At 60.7% G+C, this 24,258-nt stretch carries 19 protein-coding genes; 13 read left to right on the forward strand and 6 right to left on the reverse strand.

What is annotated here, in order from left to right; all coding sequences use genetic code 11:
• Positions 1 to 22: 22 nt before the first annotated feature.
• Complete coding sequence (locus L0U81_RS16945; protein WP_233804705.1) at positions 23 to 1,018, reverse strand: aldo/keto reductase; 996 nt, start codon at positions 1,016 to 1,018, stop codon at positions 23 to 25.
• Positions 1,019 to 1,109: 91 nt separating this feature from the next.
• On the reverse strand, positions 1,110 to 2,318 hold the full coding sequence (locus L0U81_RS16950; protein WP_233804707.1) for a TIGR03118 family protein: 1,209 nt from the start codon (positions 2,316 to 2,318) through the stop codon (positions 1,110 to 1,112).
• Positions 2,319 to 2,593: 275 nt separating this feature from the next.
• Between L0U81_RS16950 and glnH the strand changes: the two genes are divergently transcribed.
• Genes glnH through L0U81_RS16975 form a run of 5 tightly spaced genes read left to right on the forward strand, consistent with a single transcriptional unit; the run spans position 2,594 to position 6,787 of the window.
• The gene (glnH, locus tag L0U81_RS16955; protein WP_233804709.1) at positions 2,594 to 3,340 is read left to right on the forward strand and encodes a glutamine ABC transporter substrate-binding protein GlnH; all 747 of its coding nucleotides are present in this window, start codon (positions 2,594 to 2,596) and stop codon (positions 3,338 to 3,340) included.
• A gap of 24 nt (positions 3,341 to 3,364) precedes the next feature.
• A complete protein-coding gene (gene glnP, locus L0U81_RS16960; RefSeq protein WP_233804711.1) occupies positions 3,365 to 4,021 on the forward strand; it encodes a glutamine ABC transporter permease GlnP in 657 nt (218 codons plus the stop codon).
• Positions 4,018 to 4,761: a glutamine ABC transporter ATP-binding protein GlnQ gene (gene glnQ / locus L0U81_RS16965; RefSeq protein ID WP_326489834.1), complete on the forward strand. Its 744-nt coding sequence runs from the start codon at positions 4,018 to 4,020 to the stop codon at positions 4,759 to 4,761. The genes glnP and glnQ overlap by 4 nt, the downstream gene beginning before the upstream one ends.
• 9 nt (positions 4,762 to 4,770) lie before the next feature.
• On the forward strand, positions 4,771 to 5,838 hold the full coding sequence (locus tag L0U81_RS16970) for a C45 family autoproteolytic acyltransferase/hydolase (protein ID WP_233804713.1): 1,068 nt from the start codon (positions 4,771 to 4,773) through the stop codon (positions 5,836 to 5,838).
• Entirely contained in the window at positions 5,801 to 6,787 is a 987-nt protein-coding gene (locus tag L0U81_RS16975; protein ID WP_442793426.1) for a MurR/RpiR family transcriptional regulator, read from the forward strand. Before L0U81_RS16970 ends, L0U81_RS16975 begins: the two co-directional genes overlap by 38 nt.
• Positions 6,788 to 6,938: 151 nt before the next feature.
• Here the strand turns inward: L0U81_RS16975 and L0U81_RS16980 are convergent, their stop codons facing one another.
• Both L0U81_RS16980 and L0U81_RS16985 read right to left on the reverse strand, forming a co-directional pair.
• Positions 6,939 to 8,927 (reverse strand): alkaline phosphatase family protein, encoded by a 1,989-nt coding sequence (locus tag L0U81_RS16980; protein WP_233804715.1) that lies wholly within the window; start codon positions 8,925 to 8,927, stop codon positions 6,939 to 6,941.
• 386 nt (positions 8,928 to 9,313) lie between these two features.
• Positions 9,314 to 10,225, reverse strand: coding sequence for a CHAD domain-containing protein (locus tag L0U81_RS16985; RefSeq protein ID WP_233804716.1), 912 nt, complete (start codon positions 10,223 to 10,225; stop codon positions 9,314 to 9,316).
• Between the two features lie 318 nt (positions 10,226 to 10,543).
• On the opposite strand from L0U81_RS16985, the gene L0U81_RS16990 reads away from it, so the two are divergent.
• On the forward strand, positions 10,544 to 10,912 hold the full coding sequence (locus tag L0U81_RS16990; RefSeq protein ID WP_233804717.1) for an NUDIX hydrolase: 369 nt from the start codon (positions 10,544 to 10,546) through the stop codon (positions 10,910 to 10,912).
• 63 nt (positions 10,913 to 10,975) lie between these two features.
• Here the strand turns inward: L0U81_RS16990 and L0U81_RS16995 are convergent, their stop codons facing one another.
• On the reverse strand, positions 10,976 to 12,217 hold the full coding sequence (locus L0U81_RS16995; RefSeq protein ID WP_233804718.1) for a cystathionine gamma-synthase family protein: 1,242 nt from the start codon (positions 12,215 to 12,217) through the stop codon (positions 10,976 to 10,978).
• A 231-nt stretch (positions 12,218 to 12,448) separates the two neighbouring features.
• On the opposite strand from L0U81_RS16995, the gene L0U81_RS17000 reads away from it, so the two are divergent.
• Positions 12,449 to 14,089, forward strand: coding sequence for an MFS transporter (locus tag L0U81_RS17000; protein ID WP_233804719.1), 1,641 nt, complete (start codon positions 12,449 to 12,451; stop codon positions 14,087 to 14,089).
• Positions 14,090 to 14,122: 33 nt separating this feature from the next.
• Here the strand turns inward: L0U81_RS17000 and L0U81_RS17005 are convergent, their stop codons facing one another.
• Positions 14,123 to 15,292: a dienelactone hydrolase family protein gene (locus L0U81_RS17005; protein WP_233804720.1), complete on the reverse strand. Its 1,170-nt coding sequence runs from the start codon at positions 15,290 to 15,292 to the stop codon at positions 14,123 to 14,125.
• Between the two features lie 207 nt (positions 15,293 to 15,499).
• On the opposite strand from L0U81_RS17005, the gene L0U81_RS17010 reads away from it, so the two are divergent.
• The 6 genes from L0U81_RS17010 (at position 15,500) to L0U81_RS17035 (ending at position 24,118) form a co-directional block, all read left to right on the forward strand.
• Positions 15,500 to 15,907: a DUF2000 domain-containing protein gene (locus L0U81_RS17010; protein ID WP_233804721.1), complete on the forward strand. Its 408-nt coding sequence runs from the start codon at positions 15,500 to 15,502 to the stop codon at positions 15,905 to 15,907.
• A 574-nt stretch (positions 15,908 to 16,481) separates the two neighbouring features.
• On the forward strand, positions 16,482 to 17,873 hold the full coding sequence (locus tag L0U81_RS17015) for a class I SAM-dependent methyltransferase (protein WP_233804722.1): 1,392 nt from the start codon (positions 16,482 to 16,484) through the stop codon (positions 17,871 to 17,873).
• Between the two features lie 21 nt (positions 17,874 to 17,894).
• Positions 17,895 to 19,250 (forward strand): sensor histidine kinase, encoded by a 1,356-nt coding sequence (locus tag L0U81_RS17020; protein WP_233804723.1) that lies wholly within the window; start codon positions 17,895 to 17,897, stop codon positions 19,248 to 19,250.
• Between the two features lie 8 nt (positions 19,251 to 19,258).
• Positions 19,259 to 20,380, forward strand: coding sequence for a hybrid sensor histidine kinase/response regulator (locus L0U81_RS17025; protein ID WP_233804724.1), 1,122 nt, complete (start codon positions 19,259 to 19,261; stop codon positions 20,378 to 20,380).
• Positions 20,380 to 21,381, forward strand: a complete 1,002-nt coding sequence (locus tag L0U81_RS17030) for a response regulator (RefSeq protein ID WP_233804725.1) — start codon at positions 20,380 to 20,382, stop codon at positions 21,379 to 21,381. Before L0U81_RS17025 ends, L0U81_RS17030 begins: the two co-directional genes overlap by 1 nt.
• A 412-nt stretch (positions 21,382 to 21,793) precedes the next feature.
• Positions 21,794 to 24,118: an alkaline phosphatase family protein gene (locus tag L0U81_RS17035; RefSeq protein WP_233804726.1), complete on the forward strand. Its 2,325-nt coding sequence runs from the start codon at positions 21,794 to 21,796 to the stop codon at positions 24,116 to 24,118.
• Positions 24,119 to 24,258: the final 140 nt, after the last annotated feature.

Genomic DNA, 24,258 nt, shown 5'->3' on the forward strand with positions numbered 1-24,258 from the left:
CCCGTCGATTCACCCCGGGCCTTTACCAGCGCTGGTGGACATGAGGCGCTACAAGGCGCTGATAGATTTCCCGCACGCGCTGCATGACCTCATCGGACAGCGGCGCGAGGTTCGCGGCTGAGGCGTTTGACGCCGACTGGGCCGCGTTTTTACTGCCAGGGATGATGACGGAGACGGCCTCCTCCATCAGGATCCAGCGCAGCGCCAGTTGCGCCATGGAGGCGTCCACGGGTACGAGGCCGCGCAGTTCGTCGACCGCCTTCAACGCGATGTCGTAGGGCACGCCGGAGAACGTCTCACCGACGTCGAACGCCTCGCCATGCCGATTGAACGCACGATGGTCGTCCGACGCGAAAGTCGAATCAGCGGACATCTTGCCCGTGAGCATGCCGCTTGCCAGAGGTACCCGCGCGATGACCGCCACGTCTTTCTTTTGCGCCTGCCTGAAGAACAGATCGGCGGGACGTTGACGGAACATGTTGTAGATGATCTGCACCGAAACCACATTCGGATATTCGATCGCCTTCAGCGCCTCTTCCACCTTTTCGACCGACACGCCGTAGTAGCGGATCTTGCCGGCGGCGACGAAGTCGTCCATTGCGTCGAACACCTCGGGACGGTAATAAACCTCCGTCGGCGGGCAATGCAGTTGCACAAGGTCGAGCGTATCGACGCCCAGGTTCGCGCGACTCCGGTCGATGAAACCTTCGAGCTCGCGCTTGTTCAGATAGCCGCTCGTCACATGCGGGTCGAGTCGGCGTCCGAGCTTGGTGGCGACAATGGGACGTTCACCGCCTCGTTGCCGCAATACATCCCGGATGATCCGTTCCGAGCGACCGTCGCCGTAGACGTCGGCGGTGTCGAGGAATGTGACACCGCCATCGAGCGCGGCGTTTAGCGCGGCCTTGGCGTCGTCTTCCGCGACACTGCCCCAAGCGCCGCCGATTGCCCATGCCCCAAAACCGATTTCGGAGACGTTCCAGCCGGTACGACCAAATTTTCTTGTCGAAAGCGTCATTTGCTTGCTCGTCCTCTCTTTTACAAAGTTACGCCCCAGGCGCTTCAATGCCCCTGCAGTAGTGCCGGCGGCCTTTGTACGTAGTGTAGCGCTACATGCCCATGCTCATCCCTCCGCCGGAGCTGGTGCCCGAACCCGAACCCGATCCCGAACCCGTATTCGTCCCTGCGCTCGACGTCGTATTCAGATCGATTCTTCCGTAAACACCATCGGCTTCGGCATTCGGACCCGCGGCGAAGAACAGCGTATTGGAAGGTTGATTGCTGAGGTCGTTTCCGAACGCGATGCCCCACACACCTGGTTCGACGATCGTACCGCCGCTCGGTAAAGTGAGCGGCCCCATCGAATGACCGCTCGATGCATTGAACGCATTGATCGTGCCATCGCCGAAATTGCCGATCAGTATCGCGCCGCTCATCGAGCCGAAGTTAGCGGGTGCCTGCGCTATGCCCCAGGGCGCGTTTAGCGGGGCACCCGTCGCGAAGCGTTGCTTCAGGTTGCCCGCTGTGTCGTAGACATCCACCATGCCGAGTCCCGCGCCCGCGACGTCGTCATGCTTGGCCGCGTCCTGCATCGCGTAGGTGACGAACAGATTCGAGCCGATCACCTGAATGCCGAATGGCGCGAATCCGGCCGGAATCGCGGGGTCCGTGAAAGCGCCTGGCATTGCAACCTTGGTAAAGGTGCTATCGAAAACGTCGATCTTGTTGTTATGGAAGTCGGTCGCGTAAAGGAAGTTGTTGCCGTTCATCGCGGCGAGCGCGAGACCTTTGTACACTGCGCCGCCCACGCCGTCGTCGTACATGACGAACGCGTTGGTTGGCCCGACGGCGGGCGCCCATGCGGTGATGGTGCCGCCTTCGCCCGTGAAGATGAATGCAGCGACGCCGGATTTGCCATTTTCCTTGACGGTGAAGCTTTGTGTGCCGTTGAAGACGATGCCCGTGGGCGATGCCGAACCGTTCTTGCCGGCGGGTATCGTGACGACCAGCGATTGCGGCACGCCGTTGCCGTCATAGAGCGTCGCGACATTGGTGCCGTTGTCCGCGACCCAGACGAAGCCTTGCGGATTGAAGACGACGCCCCAAGGATTTTTCAGGTTTGCGTCAGCGTGCGCGGCGGCCACTGCGCCGTCCGACACGAGGGCCGTCACATTGAACGACGACGTGGCGGGCGGGCTTGAACTGTTCGAGCTGGAGCTGCCACCACCGCTGTCACCCCCACCGCCACCGCACGACGCGAGAATCGCGATGGCCGCGCCGCATGTCACTACGCCGAACACAGTGAGGAGAGACTTCATGGCCGTACTCCTTGTCGAGAACCGTTGTGTTCATTGAACGCGGACGGTGCGGCGGTTATTCCTGCGTCGAAGGGATTATTTCGCTGCGCTGGCGTGCGATCGCACTGGCTGAACTGGCTGGATGACAGCGGAGGGTGTGTAATTCAGATCCAGGGAAAACCCTAGGTTGCAATTGAATTTTCGGCCTCCAATACTCTGCAAACAGATTTGCGTAAAAAGTCATTGTGCAAATTTATTTGCGTACGTTCGTCCGTTTATTTCACAAGGGGTCGCTCATGAAATTCGCAGCAAAACTCGCCGCCGCTGTACTCGTCGCTGTTTCCGTCGTCAGCCAGGCAGCGCATAGCGAAACCTTGCTGATTGCCTGTGACACGGCATTCGTGCCATTCGAGTTCAAGCAGGGTGATCAATACGTCGGCTTCGACATCGATCTCTGGAAGGAGGTCGCCAAGGATCTGAAAATCGACTACAAGCTGCAGCCGATGGACTTCAGCGGCATCCTGCCGGCGTTGCAGACACATAACGTCGACGTCGCGCTTGCGGGCATCACGATCAAGGACGAGCGCAAGAAAGTCATCGACTTCTCGGACGGCTACTACGACAGCGGTTTCATGTTGATGGTGCCGGCGACAAGCACGATCAAGGGTCCGGACGATCTGAAGGGCAAGACACTTGCGATCAAGACGGGCACCTCGGCCGCAGACTATGCGAAGGCCAATTTCAACGGCACCGAATTGCGCGCGTTCCCGAATATCGACAATGCCTACCTCGAACTCGCAACGGGACGTGTCGATGCTGCGATGCATGACACGCCGAACGTTCTGTACTACATCCACACCGCAGGCAAAGGCCGTGTGAAGGCTGTCGGTCCGCAGATGATGGCGCAGCAGTATGGCATTGCGTTCCCGAAGGGCAGCCCGCTCGTGCCGAAGGTCAACGCTGCCCTCGCGAAGATCAAGGCAGACGGCCGCTATTCGCAGATCTACAAGAAGTGGTTCGGCGTCGAACCGGCCAAGTCGTAACACCGGGCAGGCGGGAGGTCGGTCATGCAGTTCGATTTTTCGATAGTAGTCGACGCGTTGCCTGCGCTGTTGCAGGGCGCGCGGCTGACGGTCCTCATTACGGTCGCGGGCTTGACGGGCGGCGTGCTGGTCGGGTTGCTGTTCGGCTTGATGCGCGCTTATGGTAATTCGCTGTGTCAGAAGATCGCGTTCGCGTACGTCGAGTTCGTGCGCGGAACGCCGATCGTGGTGCAGGTGATGTTCATATACTTCGCGCTGCCGATGTTGCTGAGTGTTCGCGTCGACGCGCTCACCGCTGCTATCGCCTCGATTGTGATCAACTCCGGCGCCTACATTGCCGAAATCGTTCGCGGCTCATTTCTGTCGGTGCCGCGCGGGCTCAAGGAAGCAGGCCTCGCGCTGGGCATGCCCGTCTGGCGTGTGCTCGCTTTCGTGGTAGGGCCCGTCGCGATTCGCCGCATGACGCCCGCGCTCGGCAACCAGTTCATCGTGAGCCTGAAAGACACGTCGCTGTTCATCGTGATCGGTGTGGGCGAACTCACGCGGCAGGGCCAGGAAATCATGGCCTCGAACTTCCGCGCGGTCGAGATCTGGACGGCCGTCGCCGTTCTTTACCTGTGCATGATCGGTACGCTCACTTACGGCCTGCGCAGAATGGAGAGAAGGATGCGGATTCTATGAGCACGACGAACGGTCACATGGTGCAGTTCAAGAAGGTCACGAAGCGCTTCGGTAAAACTACCGTGCTGGAAGGCGTCGATCTGAATATCGGCGCGGGCGAAGTCGTGGTGCTGATCGGGCCGTCAGGCTCCGGCAAGTCGACGTTGCTTCGCTGCATCAACGCGCTCGAGCAGATTGACGGCGGCGATCTGGTTGTCGATGGCATCAGCGTGCTGGCGGGACCGAAGAAAGTCCGCGAAATACGCCAGGAAGCGGGCATGGTGTTTCAGCAATTCAACCTGTTCCCGCAACTGACCGCACTTGAAAACGTCGCGTTCGGACCGCGCCAGGTGCGCGGCATGTCGAAGGCGGATGCCGAGGCGCTTGCGCATGAACTGCTGGCGAAGGTGGGGCTGGCCGAGCGTGTCGGTCACTATGCAAACGAGCTGTCGGGCGGACAGCAGCAGCGCGTAGCGATTGCCCGCGCGCTCGCCGTGCGGCCTAAGCTCATGTTGTTCGACGAGCCGACCTCCGCGCTCGATCCCGAACTGCGCCAGGAAGTGCTGCGCGTGATGCAGTCGCTCGCCGAGGAGGGCATGACGATGGTCGTCGTTACCCACGAGATGGCGTTCGCGCGCAGGGTAGGCACACGGCTCATTTTCATGGAGCATGGACAGATCGCGGTTGACGGATCTCCGGCTGAACTGCTGGATAATCCGCCCAATCAGCGTCTGCGAGATTTCCTGCAACACGTCGAATAAACTGGATTCATGTCTTCACTCGATTTCATCGAAATTTCTGGCTCGCCGTTCGAGGCGGGCGAAGCGTTGGGGCGCTTCGGCGCGGCGGCGGTTCATCGACACTTGCTGCACACCGACGCATGGCTTACCGTGATGCGCTGGCGTGGCAGCCCCGTGGCCGCCGATCTTGCGATGCACACCGAGACGCGTTTTCCGCGCGTCTGGGCTGAATTGCAGGGATTGGCCCGTGGTCTGCGCCTGCCCTTCGAAGACGTTTTCCTCTGGAATTGCCGCGGTGATGTCTGGGCCATGTCGCCCGACGGTTGCACGACGCTGCAACTGCCTCACACTCCTGACGCGGGCGTGCGGCGGATCGCTCATAACGAGGACGGCGATCCCGGTTTCTCCTCAGATTGCGCCATTGCGCAGTGCCGGATTGAAGGCAGTCCGGGCTTCGCTGCGTTTGTGTATCCGGGGTCGCTGCCCGGACATACGTTCGCTGTCACCGATGCAGGGCTCGTCGTCACCGTCAATAACTTGCGCCAGCGGCGAGTGGTCGCCGGCGTGCCGCGTATGGTGCTCACGAGAGCCGTGCTCGATGCGACGGATCTCGACATGGCCGTCTCGTTGCTGCGCGACGCGCCGCGTGCGGGTGGCTTTCATCTCACGCTCGCGCATCGCGCGCACGCGACGCTTCTGAGCGTCGAGTTCAGTGCCTATGGCTGCTCAGTACGCGAAATCACGGAGCCCTCGCTGCATGCGAATCATGCGATTCATCCGGAAATGGCGCACTTCTCGCAGGTCATCACGGATTCTTCGCAACATCGGCAAACGCGTGGAGACACGCTGCTCGCACAGACTCGAACGACCGGAGAAATGCCGGACCCGCTCGCCATTCTGGCCGATCAGGAAGACGCTTCATTGCCGATCTATCGCGACGACCCACGTGATCCCGATGACGAAAACACACTCGCGACCGCCCTCATTACGGTCAAGGAGACTCACGTAGAATGGGAGGTTTATGAACATCCCGGGAGTCGCGCCCGGTATCGAATGATCAATGGCCACAAGCAAGCAGACACCGCCGCACACGACTGAGCACGACGGCACGATGGAGGTGGCATCGGTGCCACCCCGTACCGTTGCCGGGTTGCGCGAACTCGTGGTGAAAATCGGCCGCGACGAAGCGGACGTTTCGCTCGGCGGCAGGGCGCATACGGTGCTTGCCAAGCTGCTCGAACGCCCGGAGGAAGTTGCCGTCCGTACCATCACCGACCTCGCGGCTTCGCTCGGTGTCAATGCATCCACGCTCACGCGGCTTTCCACCCGGCTCGGCTATACGGGATTTGCGGACTTCCAGAACGTGTTCCGCGACAGCATCGCGCAACGGCATCGGCACTTCTACAGCCAGCAGGCCGAACGGCTTGTGACGGGCAGAAAGAACCGGCCGGCGGCCACCGATGCCGGCGCCGTTTCGCCAGAGGTCGAGACGGTCGTGCAGCTCGCGCGTGAATCCATCATCAACGTCGAAGGTTTCCTCTCGCAGCTTTCGCCCGACGATCTACGCGGTGCCGCCCGCATGCTGGCGGAGGCGAAACGCGTGCGCATCCACGGATTGCGCCAGTTCAGCGCGCTGGCGAGCTTTGTCTGCTACGGCCTGAGCATGATCCGCACCGACGTCGCGCTTCTCGATGCGCAAGGGCTCGGCGTCGCGGAAGGACTCGCACAGCTGCAACCCGGCGATGTGGTCGTCGTGACGAGCGTTTCGCCCTACACGCGCAGTGTCGCCGAGGCGGCGGTCGCTGCGGTGCAGAGCGGACTATCGGTCATCGCGATCACCGACACGCTCGCGTCGCCGCTCGTGCCGCCCGCGACCCACGCATTTTTGATCCCGCACGAAAGCAGCTTCTTCAGTAACAGCATGGGCGCCCACCTGGTGTTCTGCGAAGGGTTGCTCAATCTGGTGGCGACACATCTCGGCAAGCGCTCGCTGCAAGCGCTCGAAAGGCGCGAACGGCTGATTACGGCGTTGGGTATCGAAACATGAGGCGTTTCGTGGGCGTCGACTAACCAACCAGCTAATCGGCCCACGGCCCTAAGAATTGCGTCCGTCTGGCGCGAAGCGATTCGGCGGTAGCTCTCCCACTTGCGTAGGATGACTACCGCCTTTATTTTGGGCCTATTAGTTACCCACTCGATTAGAAGGGATCACTGTCTCCCTCGTGCGGCTCGCCATGTTTGGCGGGCCGGAACTGAAATGCGCCGAAGAGATCGTCGATCGCCGGTGCGTTGACGGGGACGTACGGATTGGAGGACAGTTGAACGGGATCGGGAAGATTGTCGCGACTGCGCGAGGTAATCGGTCCCAGCGACCAGTTGCGTTCAATGAATTTGACGAGCGAAACGTGATCCGAATACTCATGTACGACGTGGCCTCCGCGGGAATACGGGGAAACGACGATCAACGGAATGCGTGGCCCATCGCCGAAGAAGTCGAGCGGCTGAATATAGCCGGAGTCATAGTAGCCGCCTCCCTCGTCGGTCGTAATGAAGATCGCGGTAGATGCCCATAGCTTAGGGTTCGCCTGAACGGAATCGATGATCTTGCGGACAAAGCCCTCGTAGAGATCAAACTTCGAGGACGCCGGGTGTCCATCGAGCAAGCCGCCAGGCTTCACGAAAGAGACCGCGGGCAGGGAGCCGTTCGTGATATCGGAATAAAGGTTCGGCGTGTCCTGTAGATGCGCCGCGACCAGCGCCGGGTTGGTCATGATGGCCGTTTCGTACAGAAACGGATTGCAGATATTACAGTAGACGCTCGTTGGAGAATTGGCCACAAACGTGGTCCACCCTTCGCCGTAGTATTTCCATGAGATGCCGCGTGTGAGCAGGGTCTCGGCGATTGTCCGCACAGGAGAGGGAGGAATGGTGAATGTGCTCGTATTGACGGTGCCGTCCCCGTTGTAGCCCGGGTTGTAATTGTTCAGGAGATAGTACGTATCGGCCGCACAATTCGGATCGGGGTGATATGGCAGTGTGCCCAGATAGTGACGAATTGCGCCCACGCCAGGTTGTTTCGGGTCGGAGCAATTGCTATACGTGCCGCCCGAATATCCGTCCTGCGTATACCAGTTGTTGGTGCCTGACATCGGGTGCGGGTTCTCGATCTCGTTGTGAGGCGGCTTTGTCGCATTACCGTTGCCGTCCGTGTAATAGAGTGCGTCGGCCGTCCCGATCATGATGCTATTCGCGCCTGTACCGCCCATTACCGGCTGGTGATAGTTGTCGCTAATGGTGAAATGCCGCGCCAGCTCCGTGAAATACGGCATGTCGCCGCTGTTCACGTTATAGAACCCCAGGGCCGTCGCGCCCTCGTTGGTCGACTGATCGCTGAAGTTGGCCGGTTGCGGATTGCCGTTCTTCCCGGCGCCTACGGTGACCTCGACCCATGCGAACAGATCCATTTTGCAACCGCTCGGATTATCGAACGTCGCATGACCCACGTTGCAGTCAGCCTGCTGCCAGTTCTGGTAGAAGCGATGCACGGGGCTATTCATATACTGGTCGTAGTTCGGTCCGACACGCGAGATTTGATAAGGTCCGTTAGGCAAGTTGTAAAGGTTCGACCCAAAACGAGCGTCGGGCACGTCATTCGGGAGCCCCGTTGCCCCCGTGGTCAAATGATAAAGATCGCGCGGATTGAGGGCGTAGCCTTCGGCCGCCTGTGCGGCTGCGAATGTCGCGAATGGCGGCGGGCTCGCATCGCTCGCAGCGGACGGTGCCGAGCCCGTGTTCGGCGCCGGCAATACCGGGTAGGGTTGCTTCGATCCGGGACTCGGCTCGAACCGTGACGGATTGTTCGCCTTCGCCGTGTATTGCGCGGCGAGCCAGAAATTCGGTCCGGGCGCGCCATCCGCCTTGATGATGCCCTTGGATAACAGGTTCGAGACGGTCTCGTGTTCGCGAGGTTGATAAGCACCGAACACGTGATCGAACGTTCGGTTCTCGCCCACGATAATGATGACATGCTGGATCGGCGTTGTTGTCGCCGAAGAGGGATCCGTTGCGGGTTGCGACTGGCTGTCTGCAACAGCGCAATAGAACGTCGTTCCCAACGTTAGTGCAATCGCAGCACATAGGGTTGGAATCGGCGGTAGTTGAAGGCTTGCTCTCGATCGCTGGCTCATGGCGCTCTCCAATGACATGGTTAACTTCCTTGCTTGTTTGCATAGCGGAACGAGTGCCTCCGCAATTGCTTACCGCGTGTTACAAGGAAGGAACGTAGAGCGTCACGATGACGATTCCGAGGCGCTGATAAGAACAATTCTTGCCGGTCACATGACGAAACATACAATCCCATACGACAATCTTTCAATTGCGTATCGGCCAGTGATGGCGCATCGCCGTGGCGGATATACCTGGTATGTGTTCAGTGATGGAAGACAGCGCTTGAACCAATGTTCTTTGCGCCGCAAAGACGGCCTGCACCGTCGCGGCCGATCTCAGCCGCTATCGGGCCCGCGCGGACAACTCAGTGGGGCTGCTGCCTTCAGCGTTCGAGGTCGCACCACGCTCAACTGGCAATGGCTCGTACTCGACGTGATGCCGCGCGCATTCGTTGGCACTTCTGTTCTTCTAACCACTGAAGCGATTTCTGCACGACCTCTGGCGGAACCGCATCGAATGACGCGCTACGAATGAGGGTCTCGCTTGCGACAATGTCGTTGAACTGGCCCAGCTCGTTCTGCACGGACGTCAACTCCCTGAGGGTGCGACTGCGTCCACCTTTGATAACGGGTTGAAAAAACTCGAGCAGGTACCGAAGCTTTTTGCCCGCCTTTCGAACGTCGTGCAGATCTTCTTCATGAATGGCTTCGCCGCGCGTTGCACGCCTGCTTCGTTTTCGGAGTGCTCGCTGCGCAAGAAGTACGCGCCTCCTCGCGAACGGCCGAAGAGGAAGGTGGTCGCAATGCGACTCCAGCGTGGTTTGCGCGCGAAGCAGGACATCGTTCAGGAACGCTTCGACATCGTCGCTCCTGATCATCGCCTGGCTATGCACCACAGCCTGTGCGCGCTTCTCGCGCGCGGCGGCCACGAGCATTTGGACCGACGCGTCCGTATCCTGAGCTTTTTTCAGCAGGTCACCCGCGATATCCCAGTCACGTGTTCCCCCGGCCACTGCGGCGAGACGTTTGAACCCTTCGATTGCTTGCGCGGTTGCTTCTTTTTCAAGGTAGGGTGAATACGCCCAATACAGCGCACGAAGTTTTCTGAACCCGACGCGAAGCTGGTGAAACTGTTCCGCGTCGCCGTCCGCGGAGAGTTCTCGCGCCCTCCGCACTGTCTCGGCTACCACCGGCTTCACCAGAGATGCGAAGGTACTGGCAACGGAGCCCGTCTTTGAGCGTGATAAGCCCGCGTGCCGGTGGTCGATCTTGAAGAGAGCGGTCGGCAGCGGCAAGCGCCAGTCACCATCCATATCCATTTCAGCCTCGGGTCGGATAAAAAATGTTCCACCCAGACCTTAGCACACTGACCTTCACGAGCTGATCGGCAGAAGCCCGGAGCGGTCGCTTGATGGCACGGTGTCGCAGCACTGCCGGAAAATCCGGGTGGTTTATGACATTTTGATGAATTGTCTCTTTCCGGTGTTGCGTACGCGCTCTTCTGATGTCGCAAGATTGACGAGTTCGCGCGTTTGTGTATTAAGATAGCCAGCTACGTCTAGTACCTGGTACTGCCCGAGAGACTGGCGCAATAAGCGCGCCACGGAAATTACCTGTGAACGGAGTGGGAGTTCGATTTGAAGAAACGCGCCACCGTCATCTGTTGCAGAGGTAAGCGAATTCTCCTGGTCGCACGTAGTCAGTCGAAGTGGACTTTGCCCGGTGGGATTCTCAAGCGCGGGGAGCATCTCCTTGACGCGGCGCTTCGGGAACTCAAGGAAGAAACGCGACTTTCCGGGAAGTCAGCCAAGTACCTCTTCAACGTCCGTGGAAAACAGAAGCACCACCATGTTTTCGCCTGCGAAATCTCGAATCGCGCCAAAGCGCGCCCGAGCAACGAGATATCCAGATGCCGATGGTTTCACCTCGACGACATTCCCCGCCTGGCGGCCAGCACGCCGACGATCGATATCGTGAATCTCATGAGTCAACGGCGCAAGAAGTAGCCCCGTCGCCTATCGAGCGAGGCCGGCACACCAGCCTCGCTCGAAGCTTCAAAAGCCTGAAATCTACGCCGCGAATTTCAGCGCTTGCGCAAAATCCGCAATCAGGTCCTCGATATCCTCGATGCCCGCGGACAGCCGCAGCATACCGTCGGAAATACCCATCGCCTTGCGCGTTTCCGGTCCGGCTTCGAAAAAGATCGTCGGCGCGACGGGAATGATCAGCGTGCGCGTGTCGCCGAGACCGGTCGCCTTGATCGGCAGCTTGAGCGCGTTGACGACTTCGATCATGCGATCCGCGTTAAGCAATTCGAACGACAACAGCCACGATGCACCCTTGAACAGCGTCTGTGCAACCTCGTATTGCGGATGGCTCTTCAGGCCAGGATAGAACACTTTGCCGATTGCTTCGTGCCCTTCGAGAAACTGCGCGAGGGCGAGCGCATTGTCGCTGCTTTGCTTCATGCGCAAGGCGAGCGTTTCCGCGCCCATCGAGATGGAGTGCGCCTGCTCGGACGACAATGACGCACCCATGTCGCGCAGGCCTTTCTTGCGGATCTGCAGAAGCCCCTGTTCCTTCGCCGCCGAACGCCGATAGGCGTCGGCGATACTCGGATACGCACTCCAGTCGAACAGGCCCGTATCCGTCACTGCGCCGCCGAGTGCAGCGCCATGACCCGCGATGGTCTTCGTCAACGAGTTGATGACGAGGCTCGCGCCGACCGCCTTTGGCTTGAACAATGCGGGCGAGGTGATCGTGTTATCGACGACGTACGCGATGCCGCGCTCACGGCACACGTCACCGATACCTTGCAGGTCGGGAATCTGCGTGCCCGGATTCGCAATGGTTTCGACGAACACCATGCGCGTATTCGGCCGGATTGCGTTCTTCACGTCGTCGACGTTGCATGCATCGACGGTCGTGACTTCGATGCCGAGCGCCCGCAACGTGCCGAACAGACTGTTGGTGTTGCCGAACACGTAACGGCTCGACACGAGATGATCGCCCGCGCGCAGGAGCGTGAGGAACGTCGCGGTGATGGCGGCCATGCCGGTGCTGAAGCAGACCGTGCCGACGCCTTCTTCGAGGCTGGTGATCTTGCGCTCGAGCGCGGCGGTCGTGGGGGTGCCCTGCCGTGCGTAATTGAATCCGCCTTTCTTCGTGCCCTGGAACACGCCGATCAGGTCTTCGACGCGCTCGAAACCATATTGCACGGACGTATGAACTGACTGACGCAAGGCGCCGTGCTCAGTGCCCGCGATTCTGTCGCCGTGAACGATACCAGTGGTGAAACCCTGCTTGTCCATTCCTTCTCCGCCTTTCAGGTCGATGACTTCCAGCCAATTATCGCCTGTAACCGCGAGCGCGCGAAGTCTCTGGCGTCCCGCCCGGTAGCGCGGACACCCGGAACCAGCCGATGCCCGGGCATCCTGGCGAAATCAGTCATTGCGCCGTAGTGCAACTAACTGTCTGTTCCTGGGTTGACTAGCCTCGCCAGCACGCACAGGCTTGAGTCATTGATCAGCAGGGGAGCGAGATTGGCCAACCCGGATCACCCCGATAGGAAGCGCCAGGCGGCGCACCTCATCGCCGCGCAGGCGAGCCCGTGCGACGAGCTCGTCATCCGCGCGCAGCCCACCACAATCGACCGCCCGTGCCGGAGCAAGCGGCTCGCGCTCGCCGCGACGATCAGTGGCTCGAGCATGGCGTTCATCGATGGCTCCGTCGTCAACGTCGCGCTACCGTCCATTCAGAGCGAACTCGGCGCGAGCGTCGCGGCGATGCAGTGGGTCGTCAACGCGTATTTGCTCTTTCTCGGCTCGCTCGTGCTGGTCGGCGGATCAATGGGCGACAAGCTCGGCCGGCGCACGGTGTTCATCGCGGGCATTGCGCTCTTCACACTGGCGTCGGTCGCGTGCGGGTTTGCACCGAACGCGTTTGCGCTGATCGCCGCGCGTGCGGTTCAAGGCGTCGGCGCGGCACTGCTCGTACCCAGCAGTCTCGCGATCATCGGCGCGGTATTCGACGACGAAGCGCGCGGGCGGGCAATCGGCACCTGGGCGGGCGTCGGTGCGATCACGTCGGCAGTGGGGCCGGTGGCGGGCGGCTGGCTTGTCGACGCGTTGTCGTGGCGCGCGATCTTCTTCCTGAACGTCCCGCTCGCGGCGCTAACGATCGCGCTCGCCATATCGGCGGTGCCCAACAGCCACAAGCTCGATGCGCCTGAACAGATCGACTGGCCCGGCGCGCTGAGCGCGGCAACGGGGCTCGCCGGGCTCACTTTCGGCCTGACCGAGGCATCGGCGCGCGGCTTCGCGCATCCGCTGGTATTTTGTGCGATTGGCGCCGGCGTGCTCGTGCTCGCCGCATTCGTGATGATCGAAGCGAACAGTCCCAACCCCATGGTGCCGCTCGATCTGTTTCGCTCGCGCGACTTCACCGGTGCCAACCTTGTCACGCTACTACTTTATTTCGGCCTCGGCGGCGCGTTCTTCTTCCTGCCGTTCACGCTGATTCGCGCGCATGGCTTCACCGCGACCGAAGCGGGTGCGGCGCTGTTGCCAGTTCCCATCATCATCGGTTTGCTGTCGCGCTTCACCGGCGGCCTGACGAGCCGCTACGGTTCGCGCGCGCTTCTGACCGTTGGCCCGGGCGTCGCCGGAGTCGGGTTCACGTTGCTGGCGCTGCCGTTCGTACGAGGTAGCTATTGGGCTGGATTCTTCCCTGCGCTCGCCGTGCTCGGGCTCGGCATGACGATCACTGTCGCGCCGCTTACCACGACTGTGATGGGCGCGGTGCCGAGCGACCGCACAGGCGTGGCGTCCGGCATCAACAACGCCGTTGCGCGCGTGGCGAGCCTGCTGGCGATTGCGGTGCTAGGGATCGTATTCGTGTGGTCGCATAACGCGGCGCTATCGGCGCGTCTCGACGAACTGCATATACCGCAGGACGCACGTCAGACTGGGCAACTGCTGGAGCCCGCCGCGCAAGCCGGAACCGCAGCGGGCGCCACTGACACGTCGCGCGAGGCACTCGTGGCGCGCGCGACAGCCGATGCGATCACCGATGCGCTGCGCGCCGTCGCGCTCGTCTCTGCGGCGTGTGCGTTCGCTGGAGCGGGTCTCGCGATGGTGACCATCCAGCCTCTGAAACGTCCGGTGCTAGGGCGCCCGGAGTGAGCGATGAAAACGATCGCGCACGAAGCTGCTCTTCTATTGAATGTTCATAGCGGAGGAGTCAGCGGTCTTTCGCTCCGTTGCAAACGGCCCGTGGTAGACCAACTCGTTGTCGACCGCATATGGTTGGCATCCGACTCCACCTTTCTCGCCGCACGTCTTTGTCGCTTTCGCTTGCGCGTCTTTCCCGGTTGCGAATCCATAGTGGCCATTTGGCGCGATTACGAGAGCACGTCCGGCACGCGGATCCGAGCGAAGAAACATCTCCATGCCAACGCCGATAGCGGGATTGAGATCCTGAAACGGCACGATGTCGATGTTATCGAGCGCGACCGTATTGCCTTGACGCCAGCTGAGGTACCTTGGATTCCAGCTTAAACCGAGCGACTCGAAAAATTGACGGACGGGCGGGAGCCAGATTTTCTCTCCGCTATACCGATGAAACACCACATGTGAATCGCCCTCGCTGAACACGCCTTCGTCGACATATTGAGCGTTCGGATTGCCTTCGTGATAGGCCTCGAAGAATTGCCTCGACAATTTCCCATTGCCCCAATATCGATCGTTATTTCCGTAGAGGAAAAGCGTGGGAATTTTTGATTTGCTGCCGAAATCGCGATAGTCGCGGACCAATGTCGATTCCCATCCCGGACAGTGTTCATCTCTTAAGCCGCCGGCGATGTTGACGATGCCGACGACGCCTGCCAGATTACGCTCCCCCAATGCGACGGACGTAATACCGCCTTGTGATTGTCCAATCACGACGATGTGCGCGGCATCGACATAAGAAAGCGTGCGCGCATAATCGATCGCGGCCTGAACGCTATTCGCCCAATGCCGTGCACCGTTGGCGACGTCGCAATTCGACTTGAAGTACACCCCGCCGGAGGTGCCGAATCCTTCGCGCGTCGGCACCAACACGGCATATCCACGCCGCACGAATTCGAGCGCCTGGAAATAGAACGGCTCGTCCTTCTGCATGGCGGGGTTGCCTTCAGCCTTGCCGTGATTGATCACGACGAGCGGGAACGGGCCATCCCCGGGTGGAGCATAAATGCGTGTCGTCAGGTTGACCGTGAATAGCCAATCCTTCATCGGCACCTGAACGATTTCGTCGCGCATGCCGGCCGCCTGGGCGGGGCCGCTCGACATTGACAGGACGGTCGATACTGCAATTGATACCAGTATGTGGAAAACGGATTTCATGGCAGTTATTGTTCTTCGGGACGACGTGCGGGAGATCCAGACTGGCAGAAGAATAACGGATTGGGACTGAATATGGATCGCCCGGTCGTGCGCGTGATGTCGTCGCGCGTACCGGATCACGCTAACGGCTTACCGGCAGGTGTGCACAAACGTTCAAGACTGAGCGCGCCGTGTCGTCGATCATGAGCGGCTCAACGAGGAGTCAACATGTTCGATACCAAAGTGGCGCTGATCGTGCGCACTGATCTCGCGGTTTGGCAGAAGCTCAATGTGGTCGCGTTTCTCGCAACCGGCGTCGCGGCCGCGGCGCCCGAAGCTCTGGGCGAGCCCTACGAGGATGCCGCCGGGCACCGCTACGGCCGCATGCTCGGCCAGCCAATGATGGTGTTCGCCGCCGATCGGTCCGGTTTGCAGAGCGCGCATCGGCAGGCGCTGTCGCGCGAACTCAGGATCGTGCCGTACGTGCACGCGATGTTTTCGACGGGGCATGACGCCGCGAACCGCGAGGTCTTTCGCGCCGACGATGCGGCAAATCTCGACCTCGTCGGTCTCGCATTGCACGGACCGAAGAAAGCCGTCGATAAGGCCGTGAAAGGTTTGATCTTGCACGAATGAGTCGACGAGTGCGCGAGCCGCTCGATGGTCGGGCGGTACTCGCGCCCGCGCACAGAGAGAAATAAGTTTGCTGCGCCGGACGTGAATTGCTATAAAACAAAGAAAAATTATTCGGCGAATGCACGGTGCATCAAAGTCGAGTAACCGGGATAATCCAATTGGCATAGGCCCAGGACGCGCGCGTATCGCAACTCCGTAATAGGGGATTCTTTTGCCGGCGTGGCAATACGACTGCAAGTCTTTGTCGAGAAACGAATTATTGGCGATTGCGCGGCGCGGTCGCGAAGTCGTTTCAAATGGTTATTTTCGAAAGAGGCTTTCTAAAGCCCGGACGTGCTCGCAAGCAAAACTTGCGCATACGTTTCATCCCGAATTTAACCTCGATCAGAATTGGACGTGTTGATGTTACACTGCAACCCGCTGGAGCCATTCTGGCAAAAGGCTTTAGTGTTTCCAGCTCAACTGTGGTTTGAAGCACGTCCACGACTTGTCGCTGGTGTCGTGCGTGCGGCAGCCATTCGCTGGACATCTCCAACACCCTGCTGCGTTCCCGGATTCCTCAGGTACTTGTACCGTGTACTCTCAAACGCAAATCGACCCGGTGGTCAGCTTCCGTAACTCTCAGCGCGAGCATGTGCGTGGGAAGATCATCAACCTCCAGAGAAAGTCTTTGGTCATGGAGGTCTATAACCCCTACTCCATTGTGCAGGTCAGCGAGGTGTTAAGCGAGCTGAGCGTGCGCATGGGCACCAGGAATGCCTATTTCGGCAAGGCCGTGGTGGTGAGCCTGGTGAACACCGGTCTCACCGCGGTGGTTTCTCTGGCACTGCTCGACGAGTGGCGCGAGCTTAGCGTTCTGCCCAATGAAGCGAACTCGGTCGGACGAGAAGCAGAACTCTTTATTAGCGACTGGGACGCGCGCTTCAATATCAGGCGCGACTATCAGATCGTCGTGAACGAGATGCGCGCATTCCTGTCGGAAGTGTCGCGCTGGGTCGAACAGGTCGATCTGACCGAGAGTTTGCCGAAGACCGAAGGAGGCAGGCTGCGCGAGGACCTGTTCTACGAGCTCGCCACGCCGATCATGCTCAAGATCAAGTTCTTCCTCGACCGCCTCGAGGAAGAGGCCGAACGCGTCGACGCCGAAATCGCGTCAGTGCATCGCACGTATGCGCAATCGGCATTGCATCCGTTGCTGCTGCGCGCGCCGTTTGTCTATCGCACGTTCACGAAGCCGCTCGGCTATGCCGGCGACTACGAGATGGTCAACCAGATCCTCAGCGATCCGCAGCAGGGACCGACCACCTATTTCCAGATCGTCAATGCCGCGTTCCTGCAGGCGGCGGTCGCAACCGCGCACCGCAACCGCATCACGCTGCTGTTCGACTTTCTGACGCGTCAGGCCGAAGCAGCGCGCGCGGCCGGCAGACCGTTCCGCATCCTCAACGTCGGTTGCGGCCCCGCTTTCGAGATCCAGCGCTTCGTGCGTGAATATCCGCATCCGGAGCTGCTGTCGTTCGAACTGGTCGACTTCAGCGAGGAAACGCTGGCGTTTACGAAGGGCGCAATCGAAAGCTCGGCGCGCGCCGCGGGCCACAAAGTATCGGTGGTCATGGTGCATCAGTCGGTGCACGAACTGCTCAAGCGTAAGATTTCATCGGACCCCTCTGCGCGGGAATTCGACGCGGTGTACTGCGCGGGCCTGTTCGACTATCTGTCGGACAAGGTCTGCGCGCGCCTTCTGAGTTACTTCGCCGCTCGCACGCGAGCTGGCGGCCAGCTGCTGGTCACCAACGTCCATTTGGCGAATCCGGAGAAGTACGGAATGGAGCATCTGCTCGAGTGGTATCTGATCTATCGGAACGAGAGCGGCATGAGCTCGCTGCTTCCCCCCAACTCCACTGACCAGAAGCTCTACGTCGACGAGACCGGGGTGAATGTGTTCGCCGAAGCCACGATCCTCTGAAACCGTGTCGACATACCTGTCATGACTATCAGTCCCCTGCAGAGCGGCTATCAAACCGAGCTGGCCGATTTTCGCGTCGCGTTCAGCCGTGGCGGCGCGTGCACTGCCATCGCGCTCGTGCTGCTCGGCGTGGGATTGGATTACGCGCAGTATCCGCAATATCAAACGTCTTTCGCGTTCGCGCGTCTGCTCGTGTCGTTGATGATCGGCGGTATCGTGGCCTTGCTCGATACCGACATGGGGCGGCGGCTTGCCTCATGGCTGACGCTGTCGTGGCTGCTGCTGCCGCAGGTGATGATTTCGTGGATGATCTGGCGCACCGATGGTGTGCTGTCGCCCTACTACATGGGCCTGAACCTGGCGATTTTCGCGTCCGGCATTGCGTTGCCGTTTGGCTTGTGGCAAAACCTCGTGTTCGGCGTGCTATCGTGCTTTCTGTATCTGCTTGCCTGCCTGCTGCCTCCGCATGGCGGCGTGCCGCTCGACACGATGAGCGTCAATGTCCTGCTGCTTCTGTTCGCCGCTGCCGCGAGTGCCGTCTACACGTTCTTCAACGAACGCGTGCGCTTCATGCTGTTTCGTCTGAAGGCCGAAGTGTCCGAGAAAAACGCGGAGATCTCCGCGAAGAACGCCGAGCTCGAAGTGATCAATCGTCAGTTGGTCGACATCAAGGGCAAACTGCTGCAACAGGAAAAAATGGCGGCAATCGGTACGCTCGCCGCAGGCCTGCTGCATGAAGTGAATAACCCGGTGAACTTCTGCCTGATGGCAATCGAGGTTGCGCTGGAAGAGCCGATCTCGAAGAAGGAGCCGACACTGCAGGAATGTCTGGTCGACGCGCGGCAGGGCATGCAGCGCATCCAGCACATCGTGTCGGATCTGAAGACTTTCGCGTATCGCAAGCCCGGTGCCGAGGCGGAGCTGGGTACGCCGTTCATGTTCGAAAAGGCGCTCGAATCCGCGATCCGGCTCGTCGGGCATGAATTGCGCGGCGTCACCGTGACGCGTGAGTTGCCCGCGGATACGCTGGTGCAGGGCGACGAGGCGGCCATCATCGGTGTGCTGATCAACCTGCTGTCGAATGCGGTATTGGCAATGCGCAAGGCGGGCACGCCCGCGCCGACGATTCACATCAACGTGAGATGGACGGAAGAGCGCCTGCATGTGAAGGTAAAAGACAACGGGCCGGGCATCGCGCCGGAGAATCTCCCGCGCGTGTTCGAGCCGTTCTTTACCACCCGAGAAGTGGGACAGGGCCTGGGCCTTGGGCTGTCGATCAGCTATGCGGTGATCGAGCGCCACGGCGGTCTGCTGTTCGCTGAGAGCGAGCTGGGAAGTTGGGCGGCATTCAGTTTCGATCTGTCGCCCGCCCTCTGAGAAACATCATGAATGACATCCGACAGACACAACCCACGCTTCTCTACGTCGATGACGAAGAGTTGGCGTGCAAATATTTCGCGCGCACCGTCGGTGCGGATTACGAGGTCCTGCTTGCGACGAGCAGCGACGAGGCAATCGCGATCCTGGAACAGGACAATTCCCGCATCGCGGTGCTGGTTACGGACTTCCGCATGCCGGGGCGCAATGGTGGTGACCTGCTGCGCCAGGTGGCGCTGGAATATCCGCACATCGTGCGCATTCTGGTCACCGCTTATGCAGACGTCGAGATGCTATTGCAGACGGTCAACACCGGCGAGGTGTTCCGCATTCTCGAAAAGCCGCTGAAGCCGGCGGCGGTCCGCGAGACGTTGCAACTCGCGTTCGAGCGCTCCCACGAACGCGCGATGCAGAATCAGCGCCTGATTGCCATCGACGAAACCCTCGCGTTTCTCGCGCACGAATTGAATACGCCGCTCGCGGCGATCGCGTTGAACGCGCACAGTATCGAAGATCGCACGGACGCGCAGCGCGATGCGGACGGCGAAATTCTCGGCGCCGCCAAATCGATGCGCGAGAGCGCGCAGTACTGCATGGCGGTGGTGTCGTCGTTCTGGCGCTCGGTCCACAACGGGCGCCGGCAACAGGAGGACAACGAGGCACGCATCGAGAGCACCGCGCAAGGGCTGATCTCGGCGTTGCTCGATACGTATCCGTTTACGACGGCGCAGCGCTCGTGGGTGCAGGTCGAGGTCGACAGCGACTTTCCGGTGGTCACGCAACCGAATTGCGTGGCGCTCGTGCTGTCGTCGCTGTTGTCCAACGCGCTGCGCGCGCTCGCGGATGTGCCGTCGCCGTCGGTGCGCTTTACCGTGACGACGGAACCCCACCCGAGTATTTGCATCTGCGACAACGGGCCGGGGATTCCGATCGAGATCAAAGACCGCCTGTTGACGGACCCGATTACAACGCACGCGAAATCCGGGGGGAACGGTTTGGGCCTGATTCTATGCAACCGTGTCATGCAGTCCTGTGGCGGCGGACTCAGGATCGAGTCCACGCCGGGGGGAGGCACCGCCGTCGTGCTGGATTTCCCTCATATCAAAGGTCGAACGCACAGGAGTTGTTGATGAACCAAGCAAAAGCTACAGAGGAGTTGGCGCCGGCGATCATCTTCGTCGATGACGAACCTACCGCCGTAAAGTACTTCCAGCGTGCCATCGCAAGCCTGGCGCCGGTCCTGACTGGCGGCTCGGTGGAAGAGGGCAAGGCGCTGCTCGACGAGCATGGCGACCGGGTGGGGGTCCTCGTCTCCGACCAGCGCATGCCGCGCGAGTTCGGCAACGAGCTGCTGCGCTATGCGAGCGAGCGCTATCCGCATGTCGTGCGGATCTTGACGACCGCGTATTCGGAGATCGATCAGACCGTCGAGGCTGTCAACCTGGGTCATATCCATCGCTACATCAAGAAGCCGTGGGACATCACAGCGTTGCGCATGGAACTGAAGCAGGCGCTCGAATTGGCCGAGCTGCGCAAGGAGCGTGACACGCTTGTGCGCGAGAAGCTGTGCGTGCTGCAAAAGCAGGTCGTCGCCACGCGCGTTGGTCTGGTGCGCACGCTGTCGGCCACGCTGATCGGGCCCGAGTGCTTCCAGCCGGTCGAGACCTACCTCGCCGCGGCGGCACTCGCCGACATGCCGAACTCCGAGCCGGACTGGCTGCTGCAGGACCACTCCGATCTGATCGCGGCCGAGAGTGCCCGCAGCGGCGCGTTCGGTCATACGGTGGCGGCGCACCTCGCCACGCTGCGTAATCGCCACGGCAGTTCGACCGCGAGCGACGCGCTGACGGTGCTGGCCGGGACGCTTTCCGAGGCAGGCATCAACGTGCGGCGCGAAGACGATGGTCTCGTGTGGGACCAACCGGCCGCACTCGCGGAGTTACTCGCGGAGCCAGGCAACAACGCGGTGTCGAACGGACACGCGGCATGGCTGGCGAGCCTTCTGTGGCTCGACGGCAACGACGTTGCACTGCGACCTGTACGTGAAGGCAATGCGATCGCGTTCCGGCCGGCACAGCGCCGAAGCGAGTTCGCCGCCGATCGCCTCGCCACGTGGATCGAGCAGTTCTGATTGCTTTGCTACCAGGGCGCAGCATCTGATGCGCCGATACTCGAATTGGCTTCGCGCTGCTGCCCGTCACGGCTAGCAGCGCATTGCTGACAAAGGCTCGCGCTAGCCGTCCCGACTTCAGTCGTTCCCCCCTTCAAGCTGTATTCGTCGCAGCGATCTCATTGACGGCAGACCCGACGTCGCCGGGTCTGCCAACCCCATCCCATCGCAGCACACCTCATTCCGGCGCGGCATTTCATGTCGATGAGATACACCCTTTCGCATTCAAGGGGACGGGCTTACGGAAACGTTCATTAAAACTTTCATGTCATAAAAGGGGAACATTGCCGCTCGATAATCCGGCAGCGTAAAAAAACACGGATCTGTTCCATTCGGGCGGAAAACTCGCATTCAAGTCAACAGGGGACTCACAATGTCGGTCAGTTCAGCACCACGCGCCAGTCTGATTCTCACTTCAATCGCGGCAGCCTGCGTTCTCGCAGCCTGCGGCGGCTCCAATCACAACGACACGGCGAGCACGACGTATTCGGGCGTCGTGACCGCTTCCAACTTCGTGGCGGGCGGCACGTCCGGTAATCCGACCGTCGCCGCGGGCTACTATGCCGGCGTGACCGTCTGCCTCGATACGAACGGCAACGGCAAGTGCGATTCGGGTGAAGCGAGCACGACGACCGACAGCAAAGGCCACTTCTCGCTGCAATCGAGCGCGAGCGGTCAGCTGATCGCCGACATCAGCACGAAGGCAACCAACACGGCAAGCGGCTCGGCTGTCGCGAGCCACCTGATCCTGCGCGCTTCGGCTGCTCAGATCGCCGACCAGGGCGCGTCGAACATCGTGATCAGCCCGATGTCGACGGAAGTGCAGCGTCTCGTCGAAGCGAACGGCACGAGCTACGCCACTGAGAAGGCCAACGTCGCGTCGCGCTTGAGCGTGCCGGCACTCGGCGCATCGTCGGTGACGGTGAGCGCCGCCGACGCGCTCGGCGACGTGAACAATCTGTCGGGCGTCGAGCAGCAGGCCGTGCTGTTCGAAGACAACCAGCTCGCGAACCGCTATACGTACGCGACGACCAAGCTCGATCGCGGCGACATGTACCCGGACAACCTGGCGGTGGCGGGCGGTGATCCGTCGATCGTCGGCGTATCGGGCGTGACCGCATTGACTGCCGTGAAGTCGACGCAGACGCAAGCGCCGATCACGTACGCACAGTCGCAGCAGGCCGCGTTCAACGTCGAAGGCATTCCGCGTTACGACAACGTGTTCGTGATCATGCTCGAAAACCACAGCGTGGGTGCGGTCACGGGTACGCCGGGTATTCTCGGTTCGTCGAGCGCGCCGTATATCAACACGTTCCTGAGCAGCAACGCGCAGTTCACGACCTACTACGCGACCGGCAACCCGAGCGAGCCGAACTACACGGCACTCGGCGGCGCGGATGACTGGGGCATCGTCGACGACAGCTGGTGGGGCTGCGGCGCGGGCACGACCGGCGCAAACGCACCGACCGACGTGGCTTTCGCAGGCGGTACCGCTTCGGACGGCGCACCGCTCGTCGCGACCGGCGCACTGCCGCCGCAGGACGCCACCCATCTGTCGAACTTCACGAACGCGGCCTGCTCCTCGACTGGCTCGGTAGCCAATCACAACATAACGAGCCAGCCAAGCCTGTTCACTCTGCTGTCAAAGGCCGGCATGACCTGGCGCACTTATAGTGAATCGATGAACCCGGGCCAGGACCCGCGCTCCGACAGCATCGCCGACACCGCGGTCAGCGCTACCTACACTGGCCCTGGCGCCAGCGGCAGCGCTTTCACCATCCCGAACGGTCTGTACAAGACCAAGCATCACCCGGGCATGGCCTATCAGGATGTGCGCAACCTGCCGGAGTTCCACTCCGACAACCGTACGATCTTCGGTACGCAGTACGACGCTACCGCCCTCGCACAATCGCAGGCCTATTCGATTCCGACCGGCTACAACTATGACCAGTTCAGCACCGACCTCGCGAACGGCGACGTGGGTAACCTGAACTTCATCATGCCGGACCAGTGTGACGACATGCACGGCTTTAGCAGCGGCGATCCGTCGTGCCTGGGCGGCAGCACCGCGATCGTGCAGCGCGGCGACGACTACGTGCGTCAGGTGGTCGCCAAGATCCAGGCTTCGCCGATCTGGACCAACCCGAACCGCAAGGTCGCGATCGTCGTGATGTTCGATGAAGGTGAAGGCAGCTCGACCTCGTGCTGCGGCTGGAACCCGGTCACGTCGAACGTGAACCAGGCACCGCTGTCGTATGCGAACGGCAAGTACACGCCGCTCACGACGACGCTGTACTACCAGGGCAACCATGGTCACGGCAACTCGATCTTCGGTGTCGCGACGAACCAGGCGAACCCGAACGTGGTGGACAGCGACGAGTACAGCCACTTCTCGTTCGTGCGCACGCTGCAGGACATGTTCCAGATTGGCGACCCGCAGCAGCCGAACACGTACCTCGCTCGTGCGAAGTACACGGAATCGTTCATCGCGGCGAACATCGCGAACCTGCCGGAACTCGCGGGCAGCGCGGATACGCACTTTGATTCGGTCCGTCCGATGAACCACGCGTACATCACGCCGGCGACCTACACGCAGAAGCTGAACGCGGTCGACGTGACGAGCACGTCGCTGGCATCGCGTGGCCCTGGCCCCGACGCGACCCAGACCAACATCTGGTCGTTGAAGTCGGCGAAGTAAGGAGCCGATCCGCATGCGATACAAGCCGGTTCGCCGCCTTGTATCGCGGCCAGATGCGAGAAGCGCTTGCTGCCGGGCCACGTATCGAGTGGCCCGGCAGTTTTCCATTCCGTTCGTCCCATTGCCACGCGGCCTTAGCG

This window comes from Paraburkholderia sp. HP33-1 (assembly GCF_021390595.1).
Taxonomy (GTDB): Bacteria; Pseudomonadota; Gammaproteobacteria; order Burkholderiales; family Burkholderiaceae; genus Paraburkholderia.

Excerpts from the sequence above, each read along its gene's own strand:
- L0U81_RS16950 (WP_233804707.1), bottom strand. The coding sequence starts at position 2,318 with ATGAAGTCTCTCCTCACTGTGTTCGGCGTAGTGACATGCGGCGCGGCC.
- glnP (WP_233804711.1), top strand. The coding sequence starts at position 3,365 with ATGCAGTTCGATTTTTCGATAGTAGTCGACGCGTTGCCTGCGCTGTTG.
- glnH (WP_233804709.1), top strand. The coding sequence starts at position 2,594 with ATGAAATTCGCAGCAAAACTCGCCGCCGCTGTACTCGTCGCTGTTTCC.
- L0U81_RS16980 (WP_233804715.1), bottom strand. The coding sequence starts at position 8,927 with ATGAGCCAGCGATCGAGAGCAAGCCTTCAACTACCGCCGATTCCAACC.
- L0U81_RS17025 (WP_233804724.1), top strand. The coding sequence starts at position 19,259 with ATGAATGACATCCGACAGACACAACCCACGCTTCTCTACGTCGATGAC.
- L0U81_RS16970 (WP_233804713.1), top strand. The coding sequence starts at position 4,771 with ATGTCTTCACTCGATTTCATCGAAATTTCTGGCTCGCCGTTCGAGGCG.
- L0U81_RS16995 (WP_233804718.1), bottom strand. The coding sequence starts at position 12,217 with ATGGACAAGCAGGGTTTCACCACTGGTATCGTTCACGGCGACAGAATC.
- L0U81_RS17005 (WP_233804720.1), bottom strand. The coding sequence starts at position 15,292 with ATGAAATCCGTTTTCCACATACTGGTATCAATTGCAGTATCGACCGTC.
- L0U81_RS17035 (WP_233804726.1), top strand. The coding sequence starts at position 21,794 with ATGTCGGTCAGTTCAGCACCACGCGCCAGTCTGATTCTCACTTCAATC.
- L0U81_RS16945 (WP_233804705.1), bottom strand. The coding sequence starts at position 1,018 with ATGACGCTTTCGACAAGAAAATTTGGTCGTACCGGCTGGAACGTCTCC.
- L0U81_RS17010 (WP_233804721.1), top strand. The coding sequence starts at position 15,500 with ATGTTCGATACCAAAGTGGCGCTGATCGTGCGCACTGATCTCGCGGTT.
- L0U81_RS16975 (WP_442793426.1), top strand. The coding sequence starts at position 5,801 with ATGGCCACAAGCAAGCAGACACCGCCGCACACGACTGAGCACGACGGC.
- L0U81_RS17020 (WP_233804723.1), top strand. The coding sequence starts at position 17,895 with ATGACTATCAGTCCCCTGCAGAGCGGCTATCAAACCGAGCTGGCCGAT.
- glnQ (WP_326489834.1), top strand. The coding sequence starts at position 4,018 with ATGAGCACGACGAACGGTCACATGGTGCAGTTCAAGAAGGTCACGAAG.
- L0U81_RS16985 (WP_233804716.1), bottom strand. The coding sequence starts at position 10,225 with ATGGATATGGATGGTGACTGGCGCTTGCCGCTGCCGACCGCTCTCTTC.
- L0U81_RS17030 (WP_233804725.1), top strand. The coding sequence starts at position 20,380 with ATGAACCAAGCAAAAGCTACAGAGGAGTTGGCGCCGGCGATCATCTTC.